We start from the raw sequence: 23,845 nt of genomic DNA on the forward strand, positions 1-23,845 counted from the left end.
TATTGATATTATTGATTTTCAGTAGCGATAGACGAGAAGTCATTCTCGCTCATTACACGACGTGCACCTACATAGCGCTTCTCGTAGTAGTCCATGCTAAGGCTGTCGATGCGCGTACCCTTGCTTGTCGAAGCGTGTGCAAATTTGTTGTCGCCTACGTAAATGCCGACATGCGATACACCGTTGCCGCCGCTTGTGTCAAAGAAGACCAGGTCTCCTGGACGAAGCTCGTCTTTGCTAACTTTCTCACCAGCGTCAAATTGCGACGAAGATGTGCGAGGAAGATCAATTTCGAACTTGTCGAACACGTACTTCGTAAATCCGGAGCAGTCAAAGCCTTTCGTTGTTGTACCACCATACTTGTACGAAATGCCAAGCAAACCTTCAATCGTGTTGTCCATTTTGGATGCTGCGAATGTGCTGCCTGCACTGAACGAAGTAAACAGAACGCTCAGTCCGAGCACCGCTGTCACTAGCTTCTTCTTCAAAGGGAAAGCTCCTTCCGTGCCTGCGAGGTTAGCTGGAGGGTTCGGTTGAAGGACCCCTATGATCCCTGTGTTACAAGATCAATTCACCCGTAAAAACTGGTTCCCCCGCTTTCCGGTCCGCCCGGAAACTCGGCATTCTGGTTTTTGGAATATGTATTGCTGCGTGCGATAGTAACAATTTTGCAAGAGTTAGTGCCGCTTTCATGACAAAGTTGTAATAAATCTAGATTTATTGTAACAGACGGAAATTCCTTTGACAAATATTTTTTGTCCTTGACACGAAAAAAACTTGTCAGATCAGCGTTTTTTTCGCTGATAGACAAGTTTTTTAATTCATTTTGTTAGGTTACGCTGCTTCAATATCATCGTAACCCTTTGTAACTTTGTAACTTTGTAACTTTATAACTCTGTAACTAAATTGCGTTCAATCAGAACCCCCATTATTTCATCTGTTGCTCTGCTTCCTGCCAGACAGCGTGGCGTGCAGACAATCCCCACATTTTAAGTATAGTCATAATGGCAGGCAATGCCTGTTGAATAATGAGTGCGGTAATTCCGGTGAACACGGCCGCCGCCGTTGTGGACAATATGCCTACGCCAATAGTGATACCAATAAAGAGAAGTGACAATCCTAGAATGGGAAGCAAGCGACGAGTTCCGGCTGTCACAGATCGAATTAACGGTGTTTCTGAGGCAGCGCCGAAGTTAAGGAATAAGAACAATTGATGAACAAGCCAGCCGCCAATGAACCAAGCGATTACAAACGGTGCCACTGCCACGAGTAAGGAAGACAGAGAAGCCGATGTGGACAGGGCATGGGCCGCATAAGGAACGAACCATATAGCGGGTGCGATAATGAGCAGTGTCTCGAGTAGATAGAGGACAAGCATTGGCTTCCAAGCGAGCTTGATCCCTTGGAAAAAGGCAAGCCCCTGCTGCTTGGGCCGTGACATAGCATGGAATACACCCGCGTGAATGAAGGGGGTAAGCAGCATATGGACGGCAACGAATCCGAGGATAGCCCATAAGTAAGGGAAATAGTCATTCGTCTTCATTAGATAGAACTGGCTTTCGGTCAGAAAGAGCTGCCTGCTCATCTCGGTAGGTGCTGGATCTGGGTAACGGCGCAGGATAGGTGTTACCACTCCATCGACGAAGCGATAGAGGAAGAACCCCCATAACAGTTGGTACAAGAATAGAATGACCCATATATAGATGTGCTCTTTGCACCAATTCCAGCCTGAACGCACATAAGCCTTCACACTATCACCACCCCAAAATGTTCGTAACAGCTTCGATTACCTTGATGACGGATAAATTAACTCGTGTACGGACAGGTTCATCGACATGAGCACGCATATAATTATTGATGTGCTTGTTCTCAACGACAATCGAATATAGAGGATCAACCATGACCCAGCTGAGCGGCGCTTTATGGGTGACGGTATATTGGATGCGGTCTCCCTCTCCATTCCATCCCTTGCGAGTCGTCGTGCCATCCAAGAATCCGAATACGATCGGAATGGATGGATAATTGGCACCGAGCTTGCGGATATAGACAGTCGCTTCATATTGGGTAGACCCATTCGATTCAATCGTACGTGAATCAATGTTCTCCACGGCGAAGTCTGCCATCATGCCGTTGTACACATATTGTTGGAAGAAATCATTCCACTTGCGGTTAGTTACCTGCTCAACGACTCGCTGAAAGTCTGATGTAGTTGGGTACTTGAAACGGTACTTCTGCGTATAAGTTCTCATAATGCGGCTCATCATTTTTTCCCCGACCTGCTTCTCGATTGCAAGCAGCACCAGCTTGGCACGCATGTACACATTTTCTGCGTAATGATTTTGATTTTTGTAGCGCCATGCATTCAGCTTCAGTGGAGCCGGATCTGTGATGTAGCTGGCTTGTATTGCGTTATTTGGAAGTACTCCGAATTCTTGCTCCATCAGCTTGTCTTCTGCATAGGAAGTGAACCCTTCATCGAGCCATGCTTCCTCGAATTCGTTTGAGGCGAGAAGTCCATAAAAGTATTGATGTCCAATCTCATGAACGACGGTACGTTCTAAATCGTAACCTGGACTCTCATCTTCTGCACCGAATGCTGTAATCAAGGTCGGGTATTCCATTCCTCCAGCTCCGTTGCCCAATTTAGGAGGCACGATAATGGACAAGGTAGAGTACGGGTATTTGCCGTACCATTCGCTGAACTTGGACAGCGCCGTCTTCGCAGCGTAGAAATAACGCTCCTTCAAATCTTTATGCTTCGGGTCTAAATATAGCTTGATACGAACCCCTGGTACTTGGCTAGAAGAGAACGGCTCTTCAAAATAGACAAAGTTTGGAGATGCGGCCCACGCGAAATCATGAACATCATCCGCATAGAATTGATAAAATTTCTTTCTGTCTGCTATCGTAGGGGTTTTCGTTGGAAAGCCTGTAGCGCCTACGATGTAATTGTCGGGTACTTGAATGCGTACACTGTAAATGCCGTAATTGGAGTAAAATTCGGAATTACCGTGATATTGGTGCAGATCCCAGCCTTCTGATGCCCGGCCGCGTACCCCTGCCTTTTCATAGGCAGCAATCTTAGGGAACCATTGGCCAGCCATCACGAAATTATCGGCGTATCCCATACGTGCAAATATTTTCGGCAGTTTTACTTCAAAATCCATGCGAAGTGTGACTTTCTCTTGACTTCGTACTGGCTTGGTAAGACGCAGCTTCAGAAGCGTCTCATCCTTCGCGTTTCCGTCATCTGGCTGAATGTACTGTACCCGGTTCATTAGGGACATACCGTCAACCGTGGATAACGATTTTAGCGTCATGCTGCCATATCCATCCGCAGGGAACTTGTCTTCCCGCAATTTTCCGCCAGACTCCTTCATGAAGGTGGTATCGGGCGAACGGAAAGCGTTCGGATACATGTGGAAGAACAGTTCATTGACAGTCGATCTCCCAGGATTGGTCCAAGTTACGGTTTGCTTGCCGATAAGGGTATGTGTGGACTCATCCAGTTTAACTTCAATATGGTATTCGGCAATACGCTCACTCAGTACCTCCGCATTGGGGGTCTCCACGGCTTGCTGCGTAATGGGTTCCTGAACCGCCTGCTTGTTCACCTCGGGTCCAAGGGACGGAACGGATCCAGACGGCCAGAACCGAACGAGGAGGAAGCTGCAGGCGGCTAGGAACAAGGCAGTGAATAGAAGCCGGCGATATACATTGCTTCGGGTCATACGTTTTTACCTCCCGTTGACAAGCATCTACAGCATGTATATGTTGGCTTTTTGCAGATTATTAGCTAAAATGAAAATGATTTTGAGTACGTGGTAAGGAAGGAGCGCATGACGAAATGGAATCTTCAGATAAGAAAGTAAAGAAGCCGCTGGCATTGAACGTAATGAGCAGTGGTAAGCATAAAGGATTCGGTTCGGGTAGTATCGATCTGAACAACGTGTCGCCCGTCATCATCGATGAAGGAACGGCGTACATCGATCTAGGCGCGATGCATGCGAAGAGTAAGGTGGAGCGTGGAATTAAGTTCTCTACGAATAAAGAGGATGTTCCGAATGGCCGCCAATGCTGGATCGTATGGGTGGCAGTCGATCGTTCTGCGGAAGGTGCGTTCTACGGCGGTTTGGCTGCTTGTGAAATGCTGATCGACACGGAGGCGAAGCGCGGTTGGAAGATGCTCGCAGACCACGTCAATCGGATGGACTATGCAATGAAGCGCCGCGTGCTCGTCGAAGAGCTGAATACAGAAGACAAGGCAGCGCTGCGTGAGCTGCTTATGACGCACAATGCTGAGTGGTGGGAGCGTACGCCAAAAGAAGTAAAGGCACAGCTTGCCTAGCATATTCATTTACATTTAAAGAAGGCCGCTATTCCGATCTCGTGATCGGTGCAGCGGCCTTCTATTATTATAGAGATGAGTTCACTCATTACAACAAGGTGACTTAGACGCGATATACAGGCATCTTCTTCACCTGTGCGACTCCTGTTTCGATCGCAACCTGAGCAATCGCAGATGCGACACTAGGCACGACACGCTTATCGAGCGGGTTCGGGATAATATACGTCGGGCTGAGCTCTGCATCGGTAACGATAGCCGCAATACCGCGGGCTGCCGCCAGCTTCATATCATCCGTAATATCTATAGCACGAACATCGAGTGCGCCGCGGAAGATGCCAGGGAAAGCGAGCAGGTTGTTCACTTGGTTCGGGAAGTCCGAACGACCTGTACATACTACTGCCGCTCCAGCAGCAAGCGCTTCGTCCGGGAAGATCTCCGGCGTTGGATTCGCCATTGCAAATACGATCGGCTTCACATTCATGGAGCGCACATGCTCCTGCGTCAGCACCTTCGGTGCGGATACCCCGATGAATACATCTGCTCCGCGTACAACATCGGTCAGCGTACCGCGTAGATGTCCGCGATTCGTTACCTTCGCCATGTCTGCCTGCGCAGGATTCATCCATTCCTCGCCTTCGCATACTACGCCCTTCAGATCCACTAGGGCAACATGCTGAATGCCTGCCTTCAACAGCAGCTTCGCTATGGCAATGCCTGCAGAGCCGGCGCCATTGATGACAACGCGTACGTCTTCCATCTGCTTATCTACCACTTTCAGTGCATTGATTAACGCAGAGAGCAGCACGATAGCAGTGCCATGCTGATCGTCATGGAAGACGGGGATATTCGTTTCTTCCTTTAAGCGCCGTTCAATTTCGAAGCAGCGTGGTGCCGATATGTCCTCCAGATTAATACCGGAGAAGGTAGGCTCCATATTTTTGACGATGTTCACGATCTCATCTACACTTTGCGTGGATAGACAGATTGGGAAGGCATCGACATTGCCGAACTGCTTGAAGAGCATGCACTTGCCCTCCATGACTGGCATAGCCGCATAGGGACCGATGTCGCCGAGGCCGAGAACGGCCGAACCGTCTGTCACAACGGCGATCATGTTGCCGCGTGACGTATACTCGTTAGCAGCATTCGCATCATTTGCAATCAGGCGGCATGATTCAGCCACCCCTGGTGTATATACAAGGCTCAGATCCTCTGGGGATGTCACCTCAATTTTGCTAGTCACTTCAATCTTGCCGTGCAGCTTCTTATGAAGTTGTAACGACTCTTCTTTGATGTCCAGTGCGACTGGCATACTACAATCAGCTCCCTGTTTATCATTCCAAGGAGACTCGCTGCTGAACATAAGCCCCGCAAGCCCCATGCTACCATTGTGCTACGTTAGTGGGGAAAAGGGAAATACGTTCCGCATATAAGCTAATAAATTTTATTTATAGTAACGAAATGGAAGTTATGTCCTCTGTTATTTATCCGTTCGGCGTTATGCTTCTTGAAGTGGGAGCTGGCGCATGCACTCGATCATGCTGAGGCAGTCTTGCGACAGATGATGTCCTTCCTTCCAGCATAAATAAATATAGAAGTACAACGGATCCTCAAGTGGTATGGCTACAAGACCAGGCATATTTTTGACCGCCATAGAGACGATTAGGGAAATGCCTGCCCCACTGGCTACCATCGACTTAACGGTTTGAATTTCATCTGATTCAAATACAATATTCGGCTTGAATCCGTATGTTCCACAAGCGAGCATCAGTTGTTCATGATGTACATAAGCTTCCGTCAGCACGATAAAATGTTCATGCTTGAGTTCAGCAATGGATATGGACTCTCGAGTCGCGAGTGGGTGAGTGTCAGGCACACACACGTTTAAGTGATCCTCATAGAGCAGCACAGAATGGAGATCGGAGATTGGTTCTTGATCTGCCTGTCCGATAATGCCTAAATCCAGCTTACCCTCTTGCAGCAGCTCTGTTGTAATGCGAGAACCGTACTCGGTTACTTTAAATTGCACATGCGGATACCGCTTCCTTATGTAAGCGAACATGGAAGGGAACAGATAGGCTCCGATAATTGGCGGCAAGCCAAAATGAATGTTGGAGCTGTTATAATTACGAACCTCTACAATAGCTTCATCAATTTCAGACAAAATGTTATCGACTCTGGCTAGAAATAACGCCCCTTGCGGCGTGACATGCACAGCCTTCTCCTTCTTATTGCGTTCGAGCAATTGCACACCTAGAAATTCCTCCAGCCGATTTACAGCGGCTGTAATGCAAGGCTGGGACACATACAGCTGTTCAGCTGCTTTTGTAAAGCTATGCTGTTCAGTAACGGCCTTGAAATATTCAAGTTCCCGCAAATTCATGATGCTTGGTTCCCTCCGATATGATAATCCGATGCGAGTCCTATTCTACAAGAAACGAAGACGTTCATCGATGGATAAAGATTACAAAAGAATGAACTTAGGTATAACCATTGTACATCAAGATGATCCTAAGGGAAGCAAGTAGGGGTTGGGCAGGGTATCCAGCTGTCCCTTTACCGATATTCTAAAATGTGGTAATATATATGAATAACATGTTCTTCGGACTGAAGAACAGGAACAGGAGGTGAGGTAGGAGATGAATTTCAATACGCCGAACATTCGTATTAGCCAACTGCCAATGGCAATGTTTGGAATTACTCATGATGTAGCTCTCAACGGGATACGTGTGTCTATTTTTACTAATACGAATACGACAATACGGCGTGAAGACTCTCCTGCCTTAACCTGATCGGATTTAGGTTTATTTAGGGCTGTAGGGATTTTTCCCTGCAGCCTTTTTTGTTCCAGATCGGGAGGCAGCGTCTTGCTCACGCCCCGAGGGGGATATCGACATGATCATTAGCCTATGGCATGTGAAAAAATATTACGGAGCAAACTTGGTGCTCTCAGATGTGTCATTTGAAGTAAAAGACGGAGAAAAAGTCGGGCTGATTGGCCGCAATGGAACGGGGAAGACAACAATTTTGCAGATGCTAAGCGGGGCATCCACACCGGATCAAGGGGATCTGTTTATCCGCAAAGGCGCGACAATTGGATTGCTCGATCAGGTACCTTCTGCCCATGAATCCGCTTCTGTATATGATGTATTGGCTGAGAGTTATGCGGAAGTGCGCCGCCTAGAGCAAGAAATGAAGCAAGTGGAAGTGACCATGTCCGACCCTGCTATCTCTGCAGATGAGAAGAAACTGAACCATATTCTGCAGCAGTATGGACAGATGATGGAGCAATTCGAGCGGGCAGGCGGCTATGAAATGGAGGCCTCGATTCGGCGGATCAGTGCAGGACTCGGGATCGCGGAAGAGCAATATAGCCGCCCCTTCTCCTCGTTATCTGGGGGAGAGAAGACGAAGGTCGGCCTGGCTGCGCTGCTCCTGAAGCAGCCTGACATTCTGCTGCTTGATGAACCAACGAATCATTTGGATATGGCGGCCATCGAATGGCTGGAATCCTTCCTGCTGGCCTATTCGGGAGCAGTTATGATTGTCTCGCATGATCGTTATTTCCTGGATCGAGTTGCAGGCAAAATGATTGAGATCGAAGATGGGGAAGCGATCATTTATCATACGAACTATTCCGGCTATCAGAAGGAGAAGGAAGAACGGCTGCTGCAGCAATTCGCTAGCTATCAAGAGCAGCAGAAGAAGATTAAGAAGATGCAGGATACAATTAAGCAGCTGATCGAATGGGGGAATCGTGCGAATCCGCCGAATCCAGGATTTCATCGCCGGGCAGCATCGATGCAGAAGGCGCTCGATCGTATGGAGAAGCTCAAGCGTCCGATATTGGAGCGGAAGACGATGGATTTGAAGCTGAAGCAGGAGGATCGTTCTGGCAAGCAAGTGCTCGTACTGGATGGGGTTACGAAGGCATATGGGGAGCGCAAGCTGCTTAGCGGGGTGAGCGGGCTTCTGCTGTACGGCGAGCGTACAGCATTGCTTGGCAGCAATGGTGCTGGGAAGAGTACCTTGATGAAGATGCTGCTTGGCCAGGTTGATCCAGATGGCGGAAATCTCCGAGTCGGTTCGCGTGTGGAGGTTGGCTATTTGGCGCAGGAGGAAGCTCCGCCTTCCGAAAATAAGACGGTTCTTCGATATTTCTGTGAGGAAGTGGCCATGGAAGAGGGAGAGGCTAGGGGAGAACTGGCTAGATTCCTGTTCTATGGAGCGGATGTGTTCAAGCGAATTGCGCAGCTGTCAGGAGGAGAATGGAGCAGACTTCGATTGGCTCTGCTCATGTACCGGAAGCCGAATTTGCTCCTACTCGATGAGCCAACCAACCATTTGGATATCGACTCCAGAGAAGCATTGGAGGAAGCGTTGGAGAACTTTCCAGGTACACTTCTGGTTATCTCGCATGATCGTTATTTCATTAATCGGGTTGTAAGCAAGCTGTGGGTGCTGGAGCAGGCAAGATTGTCTGTGCATATTGGGAACTATGATGAATGCCGGGATAAGCTGCAGACCTGGATGGATCACTCACGGCAGCTGGGGGTGGTGTCTACTGGTGCACATACGGATGTGAACACGGTAGAGAAGAAGTCGCAGCAGCAAGATTCGAAGGCAGGCGATCCTGCTAAGAGACATGCAGATGACGTGCTTCCAAAGCAAGTGACGCGGAAGGGACAGACTGCACCCCAATGGGAGCGGGACATTGCGCTAGTAGAGGAGCAGCTGCGACAACTGGACGAGGAGATGGCTGCCTTGTCCATGCAGACCGATCAGGAGGTAGATTGGACGCTATTGATGGCCAAGCAGCAAGAACTGCGGCAGCAACTGGAAGAGTTGTATGCTGGGTGGTTATCTATGGAGGAATAGTGGATTTGCCTAGAAATCAACAAACAATGGAATCCGCTGTTCCACAGTGTCAATAACAATGGAATCAGCCCACTAGAAATAGAAAGACGCTTCCTAAACCACTGGATTCGTGGGAAGGGAAGCGTCTTTTTTTCATACGTGTTCCTATCGATATAGGTCATCAAATTGCTGGGACTCCGGGACAGCCTCGTTTCACATAGATACCGTTCCTTAATCCCCCCACCAGCGCTTCAAGTGCTGCCACCACGAACGTTTCTCAAGCTCTTTCGTTGGTCGCTTCTCTTCGTCTTTCCTCTGGTCTGTCGGGGATTGAACATGAAGATCGCACCAAGCGGTGGGCTCGGTTCCACTTACGAATGTCTCCAGGCGTTTATTCGGGCAGTTATCTCCTGCGAGCTTCCCAGTATCCGGATCAATATAGACGCTAACTACATTGTCCGGAACGGCAAATATTTTAGGTGGGACGTTGGACAATGCCTGTTCGGTATATTCAGCGAATATAGGCGCTGCCTTATGAGATTCCGTAACGGATATCATTCTGTCCTTGTCGTAGCCGACCCAGACGGCAGTTGAGAGTTCCGGCGTATATCCGACGATCCAAGCGTCCGTATCTGTCGTTCCTGTCTTGCCGGCGACAGGGCGTTTCATGCTGGTCGCTACGCGGCTGCCTGTTCCACCGGTTTCGAATACGCTCTCCATCAGGCTGGTGAGCACATACGCATCTGCTGGATTGACCACCTGCTCCTGTTGAATCGGTGGAGCCTCGTATAGGACACTGCCGCCGCTGTCGGTGACCTTCAAGACGGAGCGGGGGATCACACGCTTGCCTTGATTACTGAACACACCGTATGCGGCTGCCATCTCTAGCGGACTTACTGGGAATGTACCTAGCGCAAGAGAGGGGAGTGGCTTCATGTCACTGTCGATGCCAAGCCGCCGCGCAAGGGAGATCACCTGCTCAGGGCCAATCTGCATAATGGTACTTACCGCATAAATATTGTCTGACACAGCAATGGCGCGGCGCAGATCAATCTCGCCATAATATTTGCCGCCATAATTACTTGGCTTATATTGCTGTCTGCCATTGTCATATGTGAATGAAGTCGGCTGACTGATGAAGTGAGTCGCCGCTGTGATGGCTCGCTTCTCGAGTGCTGCTAGATAGACCAGCGGCTTGAAGGATGATCCAGGCTGGCGCGTATTGGCGAATACACGATTATACTGATTTAGCCGATAATTCTTGCCGCCAACCATCGCCTTCAAATAGCCGTTGCGTGGATCGATCGAGATAAGCGCAGCCTGCAAATCCCCTTCTGCAGGAATATACTTGGCGACAGCCTGCTCTGCTGCCGCCTGTGCCCGTTTATCCAGTGTTGTATATACACGCAGACCCCCTGCTTCGATTGCTTGATCCGAAATGCCGAGTGAATCGAGCTCCTGCCGGACATAATCGCGGAAATAGGGGGCAACAAGCAGCTCGCTTCGCTCCTCCCTCGGTCGAATGGCCAGCGTTTCATTGTAGGCCTGCTGTGCCTGCTCTTGGGTGATGTATCCGGTCTCCACCATGCCCTGAAGCACAACCTTTTGTCTGTCCTTCGCATTTTTCATATTGAAATAGGGAGAATAATAGCTTGGGCCGCGTGGAATGCCTGCAAGAATTGCACTCTCTGCCAGCGTTAGGTCACGAGCCTTCTTGCCAAAATAGAGCTGAGCGGCAGCCTCGATACCGTATGCGCCATGGCCGTAATATACCTGATTCAAATACTGCTCCAAAATATCGTCCTTGCTGTATTTCATCTCCAGTTGAAGTGCATATTGCGCTTCCTTCACCTTGCGAGCCCATGTCCGATCGTGGTTGAGATACAGGTTGCGGGCAAGCTGCTGTGTCAAGGTGCTGGCGCCTTGTTTTTTGGACATTGATTCGATATTGACGAGCATTGCGCGAGCAATTCCTTTGAAGTCGATCCCGACATGACGGTAGAATTGCCGATCCTCTGTGGCAATGGTTGCATGAATGACGTCCGGAGCGATATCGGTCAGCGTAACCGGATGCTGCTGCTTCTGCCCGCTTGTTAGTGATGTAAGTTCCGCCCCCTGGCTGTCATAAATGAAGGAGGGCTTCTGCATATCAGACACAGGCAGATCCGTCATATATAGATACCCGAGCAGGATGCCGCAAGCACCTAGGAGGAGCGCGATTGAACCGCCAATGATTTTCAGCCATAGCCGCCACCCGCGCTTCCTCTTTTTCTCAGTCTTTTTGCCGCTTAACCGCTGCATGGCAGCGCCTCCTGTTCGACCGTCATCAGGCCATTTTGTGGTTACCATTCAGTATGGAAAAAGAGGAGGAAGGTTATTCCTTTTTGCTAGAATAAATTCACCGTTCACAAACTGTAAAAGGGTTTAAAACTATGAAAAACATAATATTCTAGAGCATTTGTCAAAATTTCAAAAATCCAGTGATAAAGCAGCTTTCAGAGCTCTAATAGCTCTGAAAATTGTGCAAATATTCAACTTGACTTCGGAAAATGATTGCATTTTGGGGGGGAACCGATATAATACTTTGTGTTTGGTGCAAAATGGAGATGAAGTGTTACGAATGTTACACATAGGAACCATTACGAGCATTTCGGGAACTAAGCCAACGATACCATGATTATGAAAGAAGGTTGATGTTATGGAATTGTGGTTTACAGAGAAGCAAACGCCTACCTTTGGCATTACGGCAAAAATCCGCGAAACATTCGTGGAGGAGCAAACGCCGTTTCAGCATTTAGCGATGCTGGATACCGAAGAATTTGGACGGATGCTCGTATTGGATGGCATGGTTATGACGACGATCAAAGACGAGTTCGTATACCATGAGATGGTGGCACACCCGGCCCTTGTAACTCATCCGAATCCGAAAAAAGTACTTGTCGTCGGCGGCGGCGACGGCGGAGTTATCCGCGAAATCATGAAGCACCCTGGAGTAGAGAAGGCAGTTCTCGTTGAAATCGACGGCAAAGTCATCGAATACTCCAAGCAGTACTTGCCTGAAATTGCGGGCGAACTGGACAACCCGCGTGTAGAAGTTATCGTGAATGATGGATACATGCATATTTTGAACAGCAAAAATGAATACGACGTTATTATGGTCGACTCCACAGAGCCGGTAGGCCCTGCGGCACCGTTGTTCGAGCGCGGCTTCTACCAAGGCATCTATGATGCTTTGAAGGAAGATGGCCTGTTCGTAGCGCAGACGGATAACCCTTGGTTCAAGGCGGACTTGATCCAGCAGGTGAACCGTGACGTGAAGGAAATCTTCCCGATCGTACGCGTGTATGGTGCGAATATTCCGACCTATCCGAGCGGTCTCTGGACGTTCACAATGGGCAGCAAGCAGCACGATCCGCTGCAAGTGGACGAAGCACAGATTCCAGAAATGGAGACGAAGTACTACTCTTCTCGTCTGCACAAAGCAGCCTTCTGTCTGCCTAAATTTGTAGAGGATCTGTGCAAATAAGATAGTGCAGGAAGAAGGAGGAGCGAAGACAATGAAAATAGATCAAAAATATTCGGGCAATGTGTTCATTTGCAGCTCTGATGATTACGAGGGAGCAAAGGCCGTCATTTATGGCATGCCAATGGATTACACGGTGTCCTTCCGCCCAGGATCGCGTTTCGGCCCAGGCCGTATCCGCGAAGCATCGGTAGGCTTGGAAGAGTACAGCCCGTATCTCGATAGAAGCATTGAGGAATTGAATTACTTCGATGCAGGCGACTTGCTGCTACCATTCGGCAATGCGGCGAAGAGCCTGGATATCATCGGGGAATTCGTAGGCAAGCTGCTGGGCGATGGGAAGTTCCCAATCGGCCTTGGCGGGGAGCACCTAGTGACATGGCCTGTCCTGCAAGAGGTGTACAAGAAATACCCTGATCTCGCTATTATTCATATTGATGCGCACGCTGACTTGCGGGAGCAGTATGAGGGTGAGCCTTTGTCTCACTCCACACCAATCCGCAAGGCTGCTGAGATGATCGGCGGCAAGAACGTGTACCAGTTCGGCATCCGCTCTGGTTCGCGTGAAGAGTGGACGTATGCTCGCGAGAACATCAATTTCTTCCCGTTCGAAGTAGCTGAGCCTCTGAAGAAGGTTCTGCCTGAGCTGGCTGGCCGTCCGGTCTATGTCACGATCGATATTGACGTGCTTGATCCAAGCTGCGCACCGGGAACAGGAACGGCAGAAGCGGGGGGCATTACGTCGAAGGAATTGCTTGAAGCGGTTCATTCGATTGCCCGTTCGGAAGCCAATATTATTGGATGTGACTTGGTGGAAGTTGCGCCAATCTACGACCCAACCGAGCAAACGCCGATTACGGCGAGCAAAATCATTCGTGAGATGCTGCTCGGGTTCGTAAAGTAATGTAGTCTGTAACAAAGCAGCATCGTCCAAGCGCACGGAATCTGCATGCAGCAGAGGAAGTGCGCTTGTTTTTGTAAGAAGCAGCAAAAGGGCAGGGCTTAGACATGCGTTACGGTCCCCTTTAAAATATAGAGAAAGGGAGGATGAGAATGAGTAAGATGAAGATTTTACTTATTTCGATCACAACCGTATTCATTATTATCATCGTTGCATTAGGATTCATAGGGAATCATTTTTACAACATAGCGCTTAATCCGGAGACGGAGCGTCCGTTCCTCGACAACAATCCGGATCTTGATCGTGCGGTTCCGACGATGCAAGTAGATGGACTGGAGACGCAAGGAAATGAGGTGGCAAAAGAATGGATCGAAACGAAGCATCACGATGAGGTCACGTTAGCTTCCTTCGATGGTTTGAAGCTGCAGGGCTATGAGTATCGGCAAGAGAATCCCACGAATAGGTGGGCCATTGTCGTTCATGGCTATACGAGCTCCGGTAAGCAGATGTCGTATGCGGTCAAGAGATTCTATGATAAAGGCTATCATGTACTGCTCGTCGACTTACGAGGACATGGAAAGAGCGAGGGCTCCTATATTGGAATGGGCTGGCATGATCGACTAGACATGATGGGTTGGATTCGCCAAATCGTCGAAGCTAACCCCGAGTCTCAAATTGCCCTGTATGGGGTCTCCATGGGAGGAGCGACGGTTATGATGACCTCGGGAGAAGAACTTCCTGCGAATGTCAAGGTGATTGTCGAGGACTGTGGGTACACGTCGGCTTACGATGAATTCAGCTACCAATTGAAACGGCTATTTCATTTGCCTGCCTTCCCGATTATGACGGCTTCCAATGTGGTCGCTAATATTAGAGCCGGTTATGACTTGCAGGAAGCCTCTGCCTTGAAGCAAGTAGCAAAGAGCAAGACTCCTATTCTATTCATTCACGGGGATTCCGACATGTTCGTTCCATATGAAATGGTTCATGAGTTATATGATGCGGCAAATGTCGAGAAGGATCTGCTGGTGATCAAGGGTGCAGGACACGGAGGCGCTCATCTTGCTGGAGCGGTATATTGGAATAAAGTATGGGAATTCACAGATAAGTTTATGGCGTCCTAACGAAATGGCAAAATGAACAGAAGCCCTACCGCCTCAAAAGGCTGCGGGGCTTTCGTGTGCAACGACTGTTAAGATAAGAGAAACTTCCAAGCTAACCAGCATATCCCCACTCCGACCCACGAGATGAAGCCAAAGATAACGACGATCTTGTTCTCACTCCAGCCGTATTTGAGCGAGTAATGATAGTGGATGGGCGCCATTCGGAACATTCTCAGCTTCGTTCTGCGGTAGTACCATACTTGTAGAATAACAGACAGTTGTTCTGCGAAGTAGACGAAGAAGAGAACCGGAATCAGGATCTCTACCTTCTCGAGTACCGCAAGGAATGACAGGGAGCCGCCGATGGCGAGCGATCCGGTATCCCCCATGAATGCACGCGCAGGATAAATATTATAAATGAACAGTCCAAGCAGACAGGCAATCATGATGAGCGAGAACATCTTCACTTCCATATGATCGGATATGAGGAAGAAGAAGAAATAAGTCGGGATCGACACATTGATAAGCAACCCATCCAGACCATCTGTAAAGTTAATTGCATTTGCCGAACCTACCACGAACAGTACCATAATTGGCACATACACGAGTAGAGGAAGATCGAGCGTTAGCCCGCCCCCAAGCACAATGGTCGTACTGACGTCAAAATGCTGAATGAGCACGTACAACAGAACTCCGGTAAAGGAGAATTGGAAGACAAGTTTCGCTTTGCCCGATATCCCGGAGGGATCCTGAAATACGGCCTTCTTCAAGTCATCCATTAGACCAACGGAACCGAATAGCAGAAACGTCGCTGCCAGAAACATCGTCATTGGCGATGGGTGATAGGAGACAGAGGTAATTACACCGATAATCAGAATAAGGCCGGCCATCAGCGGTGTACCGCGCTTAGCTTGATGATCGGGCGGAAGCTCGGCTCGAATTGGCTGCGTCAGCTTCAGTGTCCGCAATCCCCAGATGAGCAGTGGGGTCAATGCGGCAACGAGCAGGAAGGACACACTCGAAATGCCTAATAAGGAAGGGTTCACAGACATTCACCTATTTGTATGTATTTTGTATAACTGAGTACAGTTTATTATAATTCACGACAATGGACAAATATTCCTTTTGTATCGGTGTGAAAACAGCAAATGCCAGCATCATTACGAATGCCGGCATCTGTATAAATGAATGACAAATAGACTGCACCAGGCCGTCCCTGATTCGGCTTCAAGGAACCTGCCACAATATTGCCCTGATGAAGGACAGCTTGTCGATGTAGGCGCCTTGCGACAGCTTCAGCTGTGCAGCTTGCATCGACAAGCACAGCATCCGCCGCATCGCCAACTTGTGGCGACTGGCGTACGCCTTCTTGACTTGGTGGGCACGTCGGGTCACTCCTCTAATAAATGGATTGTGCGTTGCGGTTCCTTCATATAAACACTGGATTTCTCTATCAACAAGATTAGCATGAGAGAAGATGGGAGAAAAATAGATAAAGCATAGATCATAACGTGAAAAAGGAGCTGTCTAGGACAGCTCCGTTCTATTCCGCATCGTTAGACTGCAGAGGTTCCTGTACGTCTACGGTGGTTGCGATGTGCGGTTCGTTTTGTGTTTCGAATCATCATATAAATGCATAGCCCGAACAGCGGAGCGATGACCACAATGGTCGTCATGCCGACTGTAAAGAAGACAGAGTGTTCAATGCGGATACTGTTGATAACAACCCATACTGACGAAGCTAGGTGGAGTACGAGCGTTATCAGGAGCAGCCAGTCGCTATGGTTTGTTAACCAAGTTAGAAGTACCGTCCATTCCACCATAAATCGCCCCCATATTCCTCGAAATAATGACATAAGCTGAGCAATTATGCAGCAGCGGACAATCGAGGAATCATTTACTACAATTATTATAATTGAGGGAAGATTCGAATTTCCACGTCTTTCTTGAGGTATAACCTTACAAATTCGTAAGTTATCGTATTATGCCATAGATTGTCGGTTTATTGTCCCTGCTATGCATAGCTGCATCCCTAGGGCGCAAATAGGAAAAGGAGGTTGCAAAAGGCGGGCGTATACCGGATAATTTAGAAATCAGACTTTGGAGAATGGAGCTTGACAATGACGGAGCATCAGAGGGAAGCGGCTGATAGATTGCCGGTTCTTATCACGATTGACAGCCGACAAGATGATGAACGGGTCACGGAGCACGTACGGGGCGATTTATATCGGAAGGGTTCACATTTCTATATTCGCTATACCGAGACTCAGTCCCAGCCGGAGCGGGTGAAGCGACGAAGTGATTCTGCCGAAGATGCGAGCCGTACACAGGTTACACTGAAGGTGAGTGAGAACCAGGTAAAGCTAACGCGTAGAGGACAGGTTGAAGCAGAGCAGACATTTGCTCTTGGAGCGAGACAGAACGGTTACTATCGTTCATCTGCGATTCGCTTTCCTCTAACAACAGCGACATCGAAGCTGTCTTGGGACAAGCCTTGGCCGTTCGAAGGGCCGCTACAATTCGACGAATTGCGTATAGCGTGGTCGTATCAATTATATATAGAAGAACGCTGCACGGGAAAATTCAATATTCGATTACGTATTACACCCGCCTGAAACAGGCATGAACGATAAGATGCAGGAGGAACGAGACATATGAGCAGTGTAATGGAACGAGTAAACAATCAAGTGAAGCAAGCAATTGAGGATGCAATCGTACAGGCAGGTCTTGTAGCGCGCGAGGATATTCCTGCGTTCGTTATTGAGGTGCCGAAGGATAAGACGCACGGTGATCTGGCATCCAATGCAGCTATGCAGTTGACGCGCATTGCGAAGCGCAATCCACGCCAAATTGCTGAAGCGATCATCGAGAACCTGAACAAAGAAGCGGCTTCCATTGAAAGCGCAGAGATCGCTGGACCTGGATTTATTAATTTCCGTGTGAACAAGAGCTATCTTTACGACATCTTGCACGAAGTGAATGAAAAAGGCAGCGATTACGGACGGATTGCGGCTGGCAGCGGTCAGCGCGTACAGGTAGAGTTCGTATCTGCGAACCCTACAGGAAGCCTTCATCTTGGACACGCACGTGGTGCGGCTGTCGGCGATGCATTGTGCAACCTGCTTGATTACGCGGGTTATGAAGTAACGCGCGAATATTATATTAACGATGCAGGGAACCAAGTGAACAATCTTGCGAAATCGATTGAATGCCGCTATAAGCAAACATTGGGACAGGATGCAGAAATGCCGGAAGATGGATATCACGGTGTAGATATTAAGGGCTTTGCGGAAGAGCTTGTTCAAGCAGAGGGCGATCGTCTGTTGTCCTTGTCTGAAGAAGAGCGCGAGCGTTATTTCCGTACTTACGGTCTCTCAAAGGAATTGGATAAAATCAAGCGCGACTTGAATCGCTTCCGTGTTCCGTTCGATGTATGGTTCAGCGAGACATCGCTATACGAGAACAATGAAGTGACGAAGGCGCTGGATGCGCTTCGTGCAAGCGGACATGTATTCGAGCATGAAGGTGCAACATGGCTGCGCACAACGACATTCGGCGATGACAAGGATCGCGTATTGGTGAAGAATGATGGTTCTTACACGTACCTGACTCCAGATATTTCGTATCATATGGATAAATACGGCCGTGGCTTTGACAAAATGATTAACATTTGGGGTGCTGACCACCATGGATACATCCCACGTATGAAGGCGGCTATGGAAGCACTCGGTAATGATCCAGATAAGCTGGTCGTGTTGATCGCGCAAATGGTTAGCTTGTTCCAAGATGGCGAGAAAGTGAAAATGTCCAAGCGTACAGGGAAAGCCGTAACCATGGAAGATTTGATGGATGAAGTGGGCGTTGATGCAATCCGTTACTTCTTCACAATGCGTTCGATGGATTCCCACCTTGACTTTGATATGGACTTGGCGATCTCAACATCCAATGAGAACCCTGTCTATTACGTACAGTATGCGCATGCGCGTATTTGCAGCATTTACCGTCAGGCGGAAGAACAAGGGGTTGCGTTGCAGCCGTTGAATGAGTTGAATTTGGCGAAGCTGACGGCTGAGCATGAATTCGACCTGCTTCGCAAGCTGGGTGAGCTTCCAGAAGAGATTGCGGTTGCTGCCCGCGACTATGCGCCACATCGTTTGGTTCGTTATGTGTACGAGCTGGCATCGCTCTTCCACAGCTACTACAGAGCAGAGCGTGTCATTACAGAGGATGCAGAGCAGACACAAGCTCGTCTAGCATTGCTCGGCGCTGTTCGTACAACAATTGCGAACGTACTCCGTCTGGTTGGCGTGTCTGCTCCAGAACAGATGTAAGACAGCGCCTAACGAGAGTTACAATGTTCATTGCCTAATATAGAGCGTCCTGTGAGCTGAAACTAGCTTGCAGGACGCTTTTCTTGTTCCCACAATAGTTAGTTGTTCGGTAAAATAAGACCAAGAACCATCGAGAGGATCGAGCTAGAGAGAAAGTAGGTGACGAGGATGCTGTATCTGCTTCCGCTGATGATCGAGCGGGTTGGCGTATTACTGATCATCGCATTTGTGTTGTCGCGTATGAAGTCATTTCGACATATTGTTCATAATGAACACGGTACAGCTGAGAAATGGCTGCTGATCTTCGTGTTCGGCGCGTTTGGGGTAATCAGCAACTATACTGGTGTGCAAATCCATAATAGCTCGGTATATTCGCAAGCTTGGCATATGGATATAGAGACGGGGAGTGCCATTGCGAATACACGCATTATGGGTGTTGTCATTGGAGGACTGCTTGGCGGTCCATTTGTCGGAACAGGTGTTGGGTTAATTGCGGGCTTGCATCGCCTATCGCTTGGCGGATATACCGCTGCTGCTTGTGGGATATCGACGATAATGGCCGGTATTATCACTGGGCTCGTTGGAAAGCGCTTTCGTATGATTCAAGGCAAGCATGCTGCATGGCATGCAGCGTTGATCGGCATAGGGATGGAGTGTGCGCAGATGGGCACCATCTTGCTCGTAGCGGAACCTTGGAGCTCTGCTTGGGAACTCGTCAAGCTGATTAGTGTGCCGATGGTCGCGGTCAATGGATTCGGCATTCTATTATTCATGCTGATTATTCAATCCATCTATGAGGAAGAGGAGCGCTCTCGGGCGCTGTTGACCCATAACGCTCTTCATATCGCCGATCAGACCTTGCCGTTTTTCCGTCAAGGGTTAAATAGCGATTCATGCCGAGAAGCGGCGTTGATCATATGGAAAGGTACGAATGCTGACGCGATCTCCATTACAGATGAGCATCACATTCTTGCGCACGTGGGCGCGGGGGACGACCATCATGTGCCGTTGAATGGAATATCCACGCAGTTGACGAAGCAAGTGCTGGAGGAGGGCATTGTTCATAAGGCATCCTCACGAGAAGAGATTCAGTGTTTCGAGCCGAGTTGTCCTTTGCAAGCTGCATACGTATTACCACTTAAGGTGCATGACCGTACGGTGGGCACATTGAAGCTGTACTTCAAGCAGCCCTCACGGCTGGATCGAGTAGAACGAGAGCTTGCAGAGGGTCTTGGCAAGCTGTTCTCCACCCAGTTGGAATTGGCGGAAGCAGAACGGCAGAGTCGGCTGCTGAAGGATGCGGAGATCAAGGCGCTGCAAGCTCAGGTTCACCCGCACTTTCTATTTAATGCCTTCAATACCATATCCGTTCTCTGCCGCACCGATTCGGAGAAGGCGCGCAAATTGCTGCAGCAGCTCAGTGTGTTTTTCCGCAGCAATCTGCAGGGCGCACGTAAGATGCTTATCCCGCTGCACAAGGAATTAGAGCATGTGGAAGCGTATTTGTCATTGGAACAGGCGAGATTCCCCGGCAAATATGTCGTAGAGACGGACATTGACGGTTCTCTTATGGACGTACTAATACCGCCATTCACGCTTCAGCCACTGGTGGAGAATGCGATTCGGCATGCCTTCTCCAAGGGATTTACTTTGTCGCAAGGAATAGTATCGATTCGGGCGCAGGTGAATGGAGCTAGCGTGACGATTACGACCAAGGATAATGGGAAGGGCATAGCACCAGAGTCCATGGCCGCGCTTGGCAATGAGGCGGTTCCGTCTGCAGAAGGAACAGGCACAGCGCTGTGCAATATTGTGAAGCGAATAGAAGAACTGTATGGAAGCAGGGGCTCGATTCAAATCGATAGTACACTTAGAGAAGGGACATCGGTCACGATTACGTTGCCGATTCATTATAGCGAACGGGGGGACATCGATGTTGAAAGTATTTATCGTGGATGATGAGCCGCTAGCTCGTGACGAACTCTGTTATCTGCTTCGCCGGACGAAGCGGGTTGACGTTGTAGGAGAGGCAGAATCGATGGAAGAGGCGTTGAAGCGCATAGGGGCGCTACGTCCGGACGTCGTATTTCTCGATATTCAACTTGCCGAAGCGAGTGGGTTGGAGGCAGCAGAACGGTTGGGCGCGTTGGATGAGCCACCTGCGATTGTATTCGCAACGGCGTATGATGAATATGCGCTGCGTGCTTTTGAGTTGAACGCTGCTGACTATATTTTAAAGCCGTTCGATGAGCAGCGCATTCAGCTAACCGTCGAGAAGCTGGAGAAGCAGGGCTCGCGTTCAGTTACATTGATGCAGAATGAGGTAATATCACATTCCCGGTCTACCCCGACAGAACGGGTAGAGCGGCTTGCCATTACGACGGTGGATGAGCGCATTGTTGTTCTGCATGTGGATCGCATCGTGTACATCGGGTTTGAAGAGGGAAAGACAGTCGTCGCAACGACAGAACAGCGCTATCGTGTAGGAGAACCACTTAGTGTACTGGAGCGGAAGCTGATTCACCCATCCATTATTCGTGTGCATCGTGCCTACTTGGTGAATGTGGATCGCATTGTAGAGATTGAGCCATGGTTCCACTCCACATGCCAACTGAAGATGCAGGACGGATCCAGCTTACCCGTGAGTCGTACCTATATGAAGGAACTTAAGCAGCTTCTAGGATTTTAAAATAATAATGGTGTTCACCAATTATCCAATCGATTTTGGTATGGGATGGAGAAAAGGTGAATAAGGTAGAAGAGAGGGTTGAAATCGTTTGCATTTCAATCCTTTTTTTGTGCACTTCATCATGGACATGCGGCATTCTGCTTTGAAAACAGGGTAATGCTGTTTTCATAAGGTAAGATAACAGCAACAGCTCGAAAGGAGTGGACGATCATGAATGCGGTTTCAATAGTGATTGGTTCGATTTGCATCTTGATGATCACCTATCGCCTCTACGGAACATTTATGGCAAACAAAGTGTTAAAGTTAGACGATTCCAAGCCTACTCCGGCGCACGAATTAAATGACGGCAAGGATTATGTGCCGACGAATAAATGGGTGACCTTCGGTCATCACTTCGCAGCCATTGCTGCGGCAGGGCCGTTAGTTGGTCCGATATTAGCTGCCCAGTTCGGTTATCTGCCAGGGCTGCTCTGGTTGTTGATCGGTGCCGTTATCGGCGGTGCTGTACATGATGCGGTTGTATTGTTCGCTTCCATGCGCAAGCAAGGCAAGTCGCTCTCTGAGGTAGCGAAGGATGAGCTTGGGCCAGTGGCAGGCTTCTGTACGGGCCTAGCGATGCTGTTCATTATTACGATTACGATGGCGGGTCTGTCGATGGTAGTGCTCCATGCGCTTGAACACAATCCATGGGGAACCTTCTCGGTAGGCATCACGATCCCGATTGCCATGATGGTTGGGATTTGGTACAAGAAGACAGGCAATCTGAAGCTTGCCTCTACCGTTGGTTTTGTACTTTTGATGGTCGGTGTATTTATGGGTCCCTACATTCAAGGTACCGCGCTTGGCCAATGGTTGACCTTTGATATGAAGACGCTGGCAATTATTTTGCCGATATATGCATTCTTTGCGGCAGCGTTGCCTGTATGGCTGCTCCTTGCACCACGCGACTATTTGAGCAGCTTTATGAAGATCGGAGTATTCATTGCTCTTATCGTCGGTGTGTTCATTATCAATCCTGATATTCCATTCCCAGCCGTAACTGAATTTATCAACGGTGGAGGCCCAATACTGGCAGGCCCAGTATGGCCGTTCATTTCGATCACGATAGCTTGTGGAGCAATCTCTGGCTTCCACGCCTTCGTAGGATCGGGTACGACACCGAAAATGCTGGATCGCTGGAGCGATATTAAAGTCGTTGGCTTCGGCGCGATGCTGGTCGAATGCGTTGTAGGGATTATGGCACTTATAGCGGCAACTGCCTTGCAGCCTGCTGACTACTTCGCAATTAACTCAACGCCAGAAGCGTTTAAGACGCTGGGCATGAATGTGGTTCATTTGCCGGATCTCGCGCGCGAGATCGGTTTGAACTTGGAAGGCCGCACGGGTGGAGCTGTAACACTCGCAGTTGGCATGACGTACATTTTCACGAAGTTCCCATGGTTCGAATCGCTTTCGTCGTACTTCTTCCAATTTGTTATCATGTTCGAGGCGGTATTCGTCCTGACCGCAATTGATGCGGGAACACGTGTGGCGCGCTACATTATCCAAGACTTCTTCGGAGAAGTGTATAAGCCATTGAAACGAGTAGATTGGGTACCTGGCTCCATCTTTGCTAGTGCGCTTGCTTGCTTCTTGTGGGGATACCTGCTCTTCTCTGGCGATATTGGATCGGTATGGGCACTGTTCGGGGTATCGAACCAGATGATGGCTTCCATCGGTCTTATCATCGGTGCTACGGTTATTATGAAGATTGCAGATAAGCGATGGTATGCACTTACTTGTCTTGTGCCGCTCGCTTACTTGTTCGTAACCGTTAACTATGCGGGAATATGGATGATATCCAATGTGTACTTGAATCCAACTAATAAGGGCTACAGCATTCTGAATGCATCGTTGTCAATTATTATGATGGTGCTCGGAGTCATCATCCTCATCTCTGCAATCAAGAAGTGGACAGAGTTGTGGAACACGCCTCGAACGAAGCTAGATCCGGTAATGGCCTCCTAGACCACAGCACAACTACATGAATGAACTTCAAGGACAGTCGACTTGCTCGGCTGCCCTTGTTTTGTTTCCATCCATTCTCGTGTTTG

The 23,845-nt window shown here is 48.9% G+C and carries 20 protein-coding genes and 1 riboswitch; of the genes, 11 read left to right on the forward strand and 9 right to left on the reverse strand.

The genetic code is table 11. From position 1 onward, the window contains the following. Window positions 1-8: 8 nt before the first annotated feature. The 3 genes from BLS15_RS26155 to BLS15_RS26165 all read right to left on the reverse strand — a co-directional run bounded on the left by BLS15_RS26155 (window position 9) and on the right by BLS15_RS26165 (window position 3,731). Window positions 9-488, reverse strand: coding sequence for a C40 family peptidase (locus BLS15_RS26155; RefSeq protein WP_021253457.1), 480 nt, complete (start codon window positions 486-488; stop codon window positions 9-11). 3 nt (window positions 489-491) lie between these two features. Beyond that, window positions 492-633, reverse strand: a riboswitch (cyclic di-AMP (ydaO/yuaA leader). A gap of 295 nt (window positions 634-928) precedes the next feature. Then, window positions 929-1,750, reverse strand: coding sequence for a hypothetical protein (locus BLS15_RS26160; protein ID WP_021253456.1), 822 nt, complete (start codon window positions 1,748-1,750; stop codon window positions 929-931). 4 nt (window positions 1,751-1,754) lie between these two features. Then, window positions 1,755-3,731: a M1 family metallopeptidase gene (locus BLS15_RS26165; RefSeq protein ID WP_090514519.1), complete on the reverse strand. Its 1,977-nt coding sequence runs from the start codon at window positions 3,729-3,731 to the stop codon at window positions 1,755-1,757. 116 nt (window positions 3,732-3,847) lie between these two features. Between BLS15_RS26165 and BLS15_RS26170 the strand changes: the two genes are divergently transcribed. Further along, on the forward strand, window positions 3,848-4,348 hold the full coding sequence (locus tag BLS15_RS26170; protein ID WP_021253454.1) for a YwhD family protein: 501 nt from the start codon (window positions 3,848-3,850) through the stop codon (window positions 4,346-4,348). A 103-nt stretch (window positions 4,349-4,451) separates the two neighbouring features. Here the strand turns inward: BLS15_RS26170 and BLS15_RS26175 are convergent, their stop codons facing one another. After that, a complete protein-coding gene (locus BLS15_RS26175) occupies window positions 4,452-5,660 on the reverse strand; it encodes an NAD(P)-dependent malic enzyme (RefSeq protein ID WP_021253453.1) in 1,209 nt (402 codons plus the stop codon). Window positions 5,661-5,846: 186 nt separating this feature from the next. Continuing rightward, the gene (locus BLS15_RS26180) at window positions 5,847-6,731 is read right to left on the reverse strand and encodes a LysR family transcriptional regulator (protein ID WP_021253452.1); all 885 of its coding nucleotides are present in this window, start codon (window positions 6,729-6,731) and stop codon (window positions 5,847-5,849) included. 256 nt (window positions 6,732-6,987) lie between these two features. On the opposite strand from BLS15_RS26180, the gene BLS15_RS30100 reads away from it, so the two are divergent. Both BLS15_RS30100 and abc-f read left to right on the forward strand, forming a co-directional pair. Then, window positions 6,988-7,140: an RAxF-45 family protein gene (locus BLS15_RS30100; RefSeq protein WP_161627129.1), complete on the forward strand. Its 153-nt coding sequence runs from the start codon at window positions 6,988-6,990 to the stop codon at window positions 7,138-7,140. Window positions 7,141-7,243: 103 nt separating this feature from the next. Then, complete coding sequence (gene abc-f / locus BLS15_RS26185) at window positions 7,244-9,226, forward strand: ribosomal protection-like ABC-F family protein (RefSeq protein WP_021253451.1); 1,983 nt, start codon at window positions 7,244-7,246, stop codon at window positions 9,224-9,226. A gap of 210 nt (window positions 9,227-9,436) precedes the next feature. On the opposite strand, the gene BLS15_RS26190 is transcribed toward abc-f, so the two are convergent. Then, entirely contained in the window at window positions 9,437-11,506 is a 2,070-nt protein-coding gene (locus BLS15_RS26190; RefSeq protein WP_021253450.1) for a transglycosylase domain-containing protein, read from the reverse strand. Between the two features lie 397 nt (window positions 11,507-11,903). Here BLS15_RS26190 and speE point away from each other — a divergent pair, with 397 nt between their 5' ends. From speE to BLS15_RS26205, 3 genes are all read left to right on the forward strand, one after another. Next, window positions 11,904-12,731 (forward strand): polyamine aminopropyltransferase, encoded by an 828-nt coding sequence (gene speE / locus BLS15_RS26195; RefSeq protein WP_021253449.1) that lies wholly within the window; start codon window positions 11,904-11,906, stop codon window positions 12,729-12,731. Between the two features lie 31 nt (window positions 12,732-12,762). After that, the gene (gene speB / locus BLS15_RS26200; protein ID WP_021253448.1) at window positions 12,763-13,632 is read left to right on the forward strand and encodes an agmatinase; all 870 of its coding nucleotides are present in this window, start codon (window positions 12,763-12,765) and stop codon (window positions 13,630-13,632) included. Between the two features lie 158 nt (window positions 13,633-13,790). After that, on the forward strand, window positions 13,791-14,753 hold the full coding sequence (locus BLS15_RS26205) for an alpha/beta hydrolase (RefSeq protein ID WP_028532428.1): 963 nt from the start codon (window positions 13,791-13,793) through the stop codon (window positions 14,751-14,753). Between the two features lie 68 nt (window positions 14,754-14,821). Here the strand turns inward: BLS15_RS26205 and mraY are convergent, their stop codons facing one another. From mraY to BLS15_RS28765, 3 genes are all read right to left on the reverse strand, one after another. Continuing rightward, complete coding sequence (mraY, locus tag BLS15_RS26210; RefSeq protein ID WP_021253446.1) at window positions 14,822-15,778, reverse strand: phospho-N-acetylmuramoyl-pentapeptide-transferase; 957 nt, start codon at window positions 15,776-15,778, stop codon at window positions 14,822-14,824. Window positions 15,779-15,959: 181 nt separating this feature from the next. Beyond that, the gene (locus tag BLS15_RS28760) at window positions 15,960-16,127 is read right to left on the reverse strand and encodes a hypothetical protein (protein ID WP_155987259.1); all 168 of its coding nucleotides are present in this window, start codon (window positions 16,125-16,127) and stop codon (window positions 15,960-15,962) included. A 161-nt stretch (window positions 16,128-16,288) separates the two neighbouring features. Next, a complete protein-coding gene (locus tag BLS15_RS28765; protein WP_139170726.1) occupies window positions 16,289-16,555 on the reverse strand; it encodes a hypothetical protein in 267 nt (88 codons plus the stop codon). Between the two features lie 297 nt (window positions 16,556-16,852). Here BLS15_RS28765 and BLS15_RS26220 point away from each other — a divergent pair, with 297 nt between their 5' ends. From BLS15_RS26220 to cstA, 5 genes are all read left to right on the forward strand, one after another. Continuing rightward, entirely contained in the window at window positions 16,853-17,347 is a 495-nt protein-coding gene (locus BLS15_RS26220; protein ID WP_021253443.1) for a YwiB family protein, read from the forward strand. Between the two features lie 39 nt (window positions 17,348-17,386). After that, a complete protein-coding gene (argS, locus tag BLS15_RS26225; protein WP_028532429.1) occupies window positions 17,387-19,063 on the forward strand; it encodes an arginine--tRNA ligase in 1,677 nt (558 codons plus the stop codon). A 168-nt stretch (window positions 19,064-19,231) separates the two neighbouring features. After that, window positions 19,232-21,022 carry a sensor histidine kinase gene (locus BLS15_RS26230; protein WP_028532430.1) on the forward strand — a complete coding sequence of 597 codons (1,791 nt, stop codon included), beginning with the start codon at window positions 19,232-19,234 and terminating at the stop codon, window positions 21,020-21,022. Beyond that, complete coding sequence (locus BLS15_RS26235) at window positions 20,997-21,752, forward strand: LytR/AlgR family response regulator transcription factor (protein ID WP_028532431.1); 756 nt, start codon at window positions 20,997-20,999, stop codon at window positions 21,750-21,752. The genes BLS15_RS26230 and BLS15_RS26235 overlap by 26 nt, the downstream gene beginning before the upstream one ends. A gap of 210 nt (window positions 21,753-21,962) precedes the next feature. Continuing rightward, window positions 21,963-23,759, forward strand: a complete 1,797-nt coding sequence (gene cstA / locus BLS15_RS26240; protein ID WP_021253439.1) for a carbon starvation protein CstA — start codon at window positions 21,963-21,965, stop codon at window positions 23,757-23,759. The last annotated feature ends 86 nt before the right edge of the window (window positions 23,760-23,845 follow it).

This window comes from Paenibacillus sp. cl6col (assembly GCF_900102125.1).
In the GTDB taxonomy this organism is placed as follows: domain Bacteria; phylum Bacillota; class Bacilli; order Paenibacillales; family Paenibacillaceae; genus Paenibacillus_B; species Paenibacillus_B suaedae.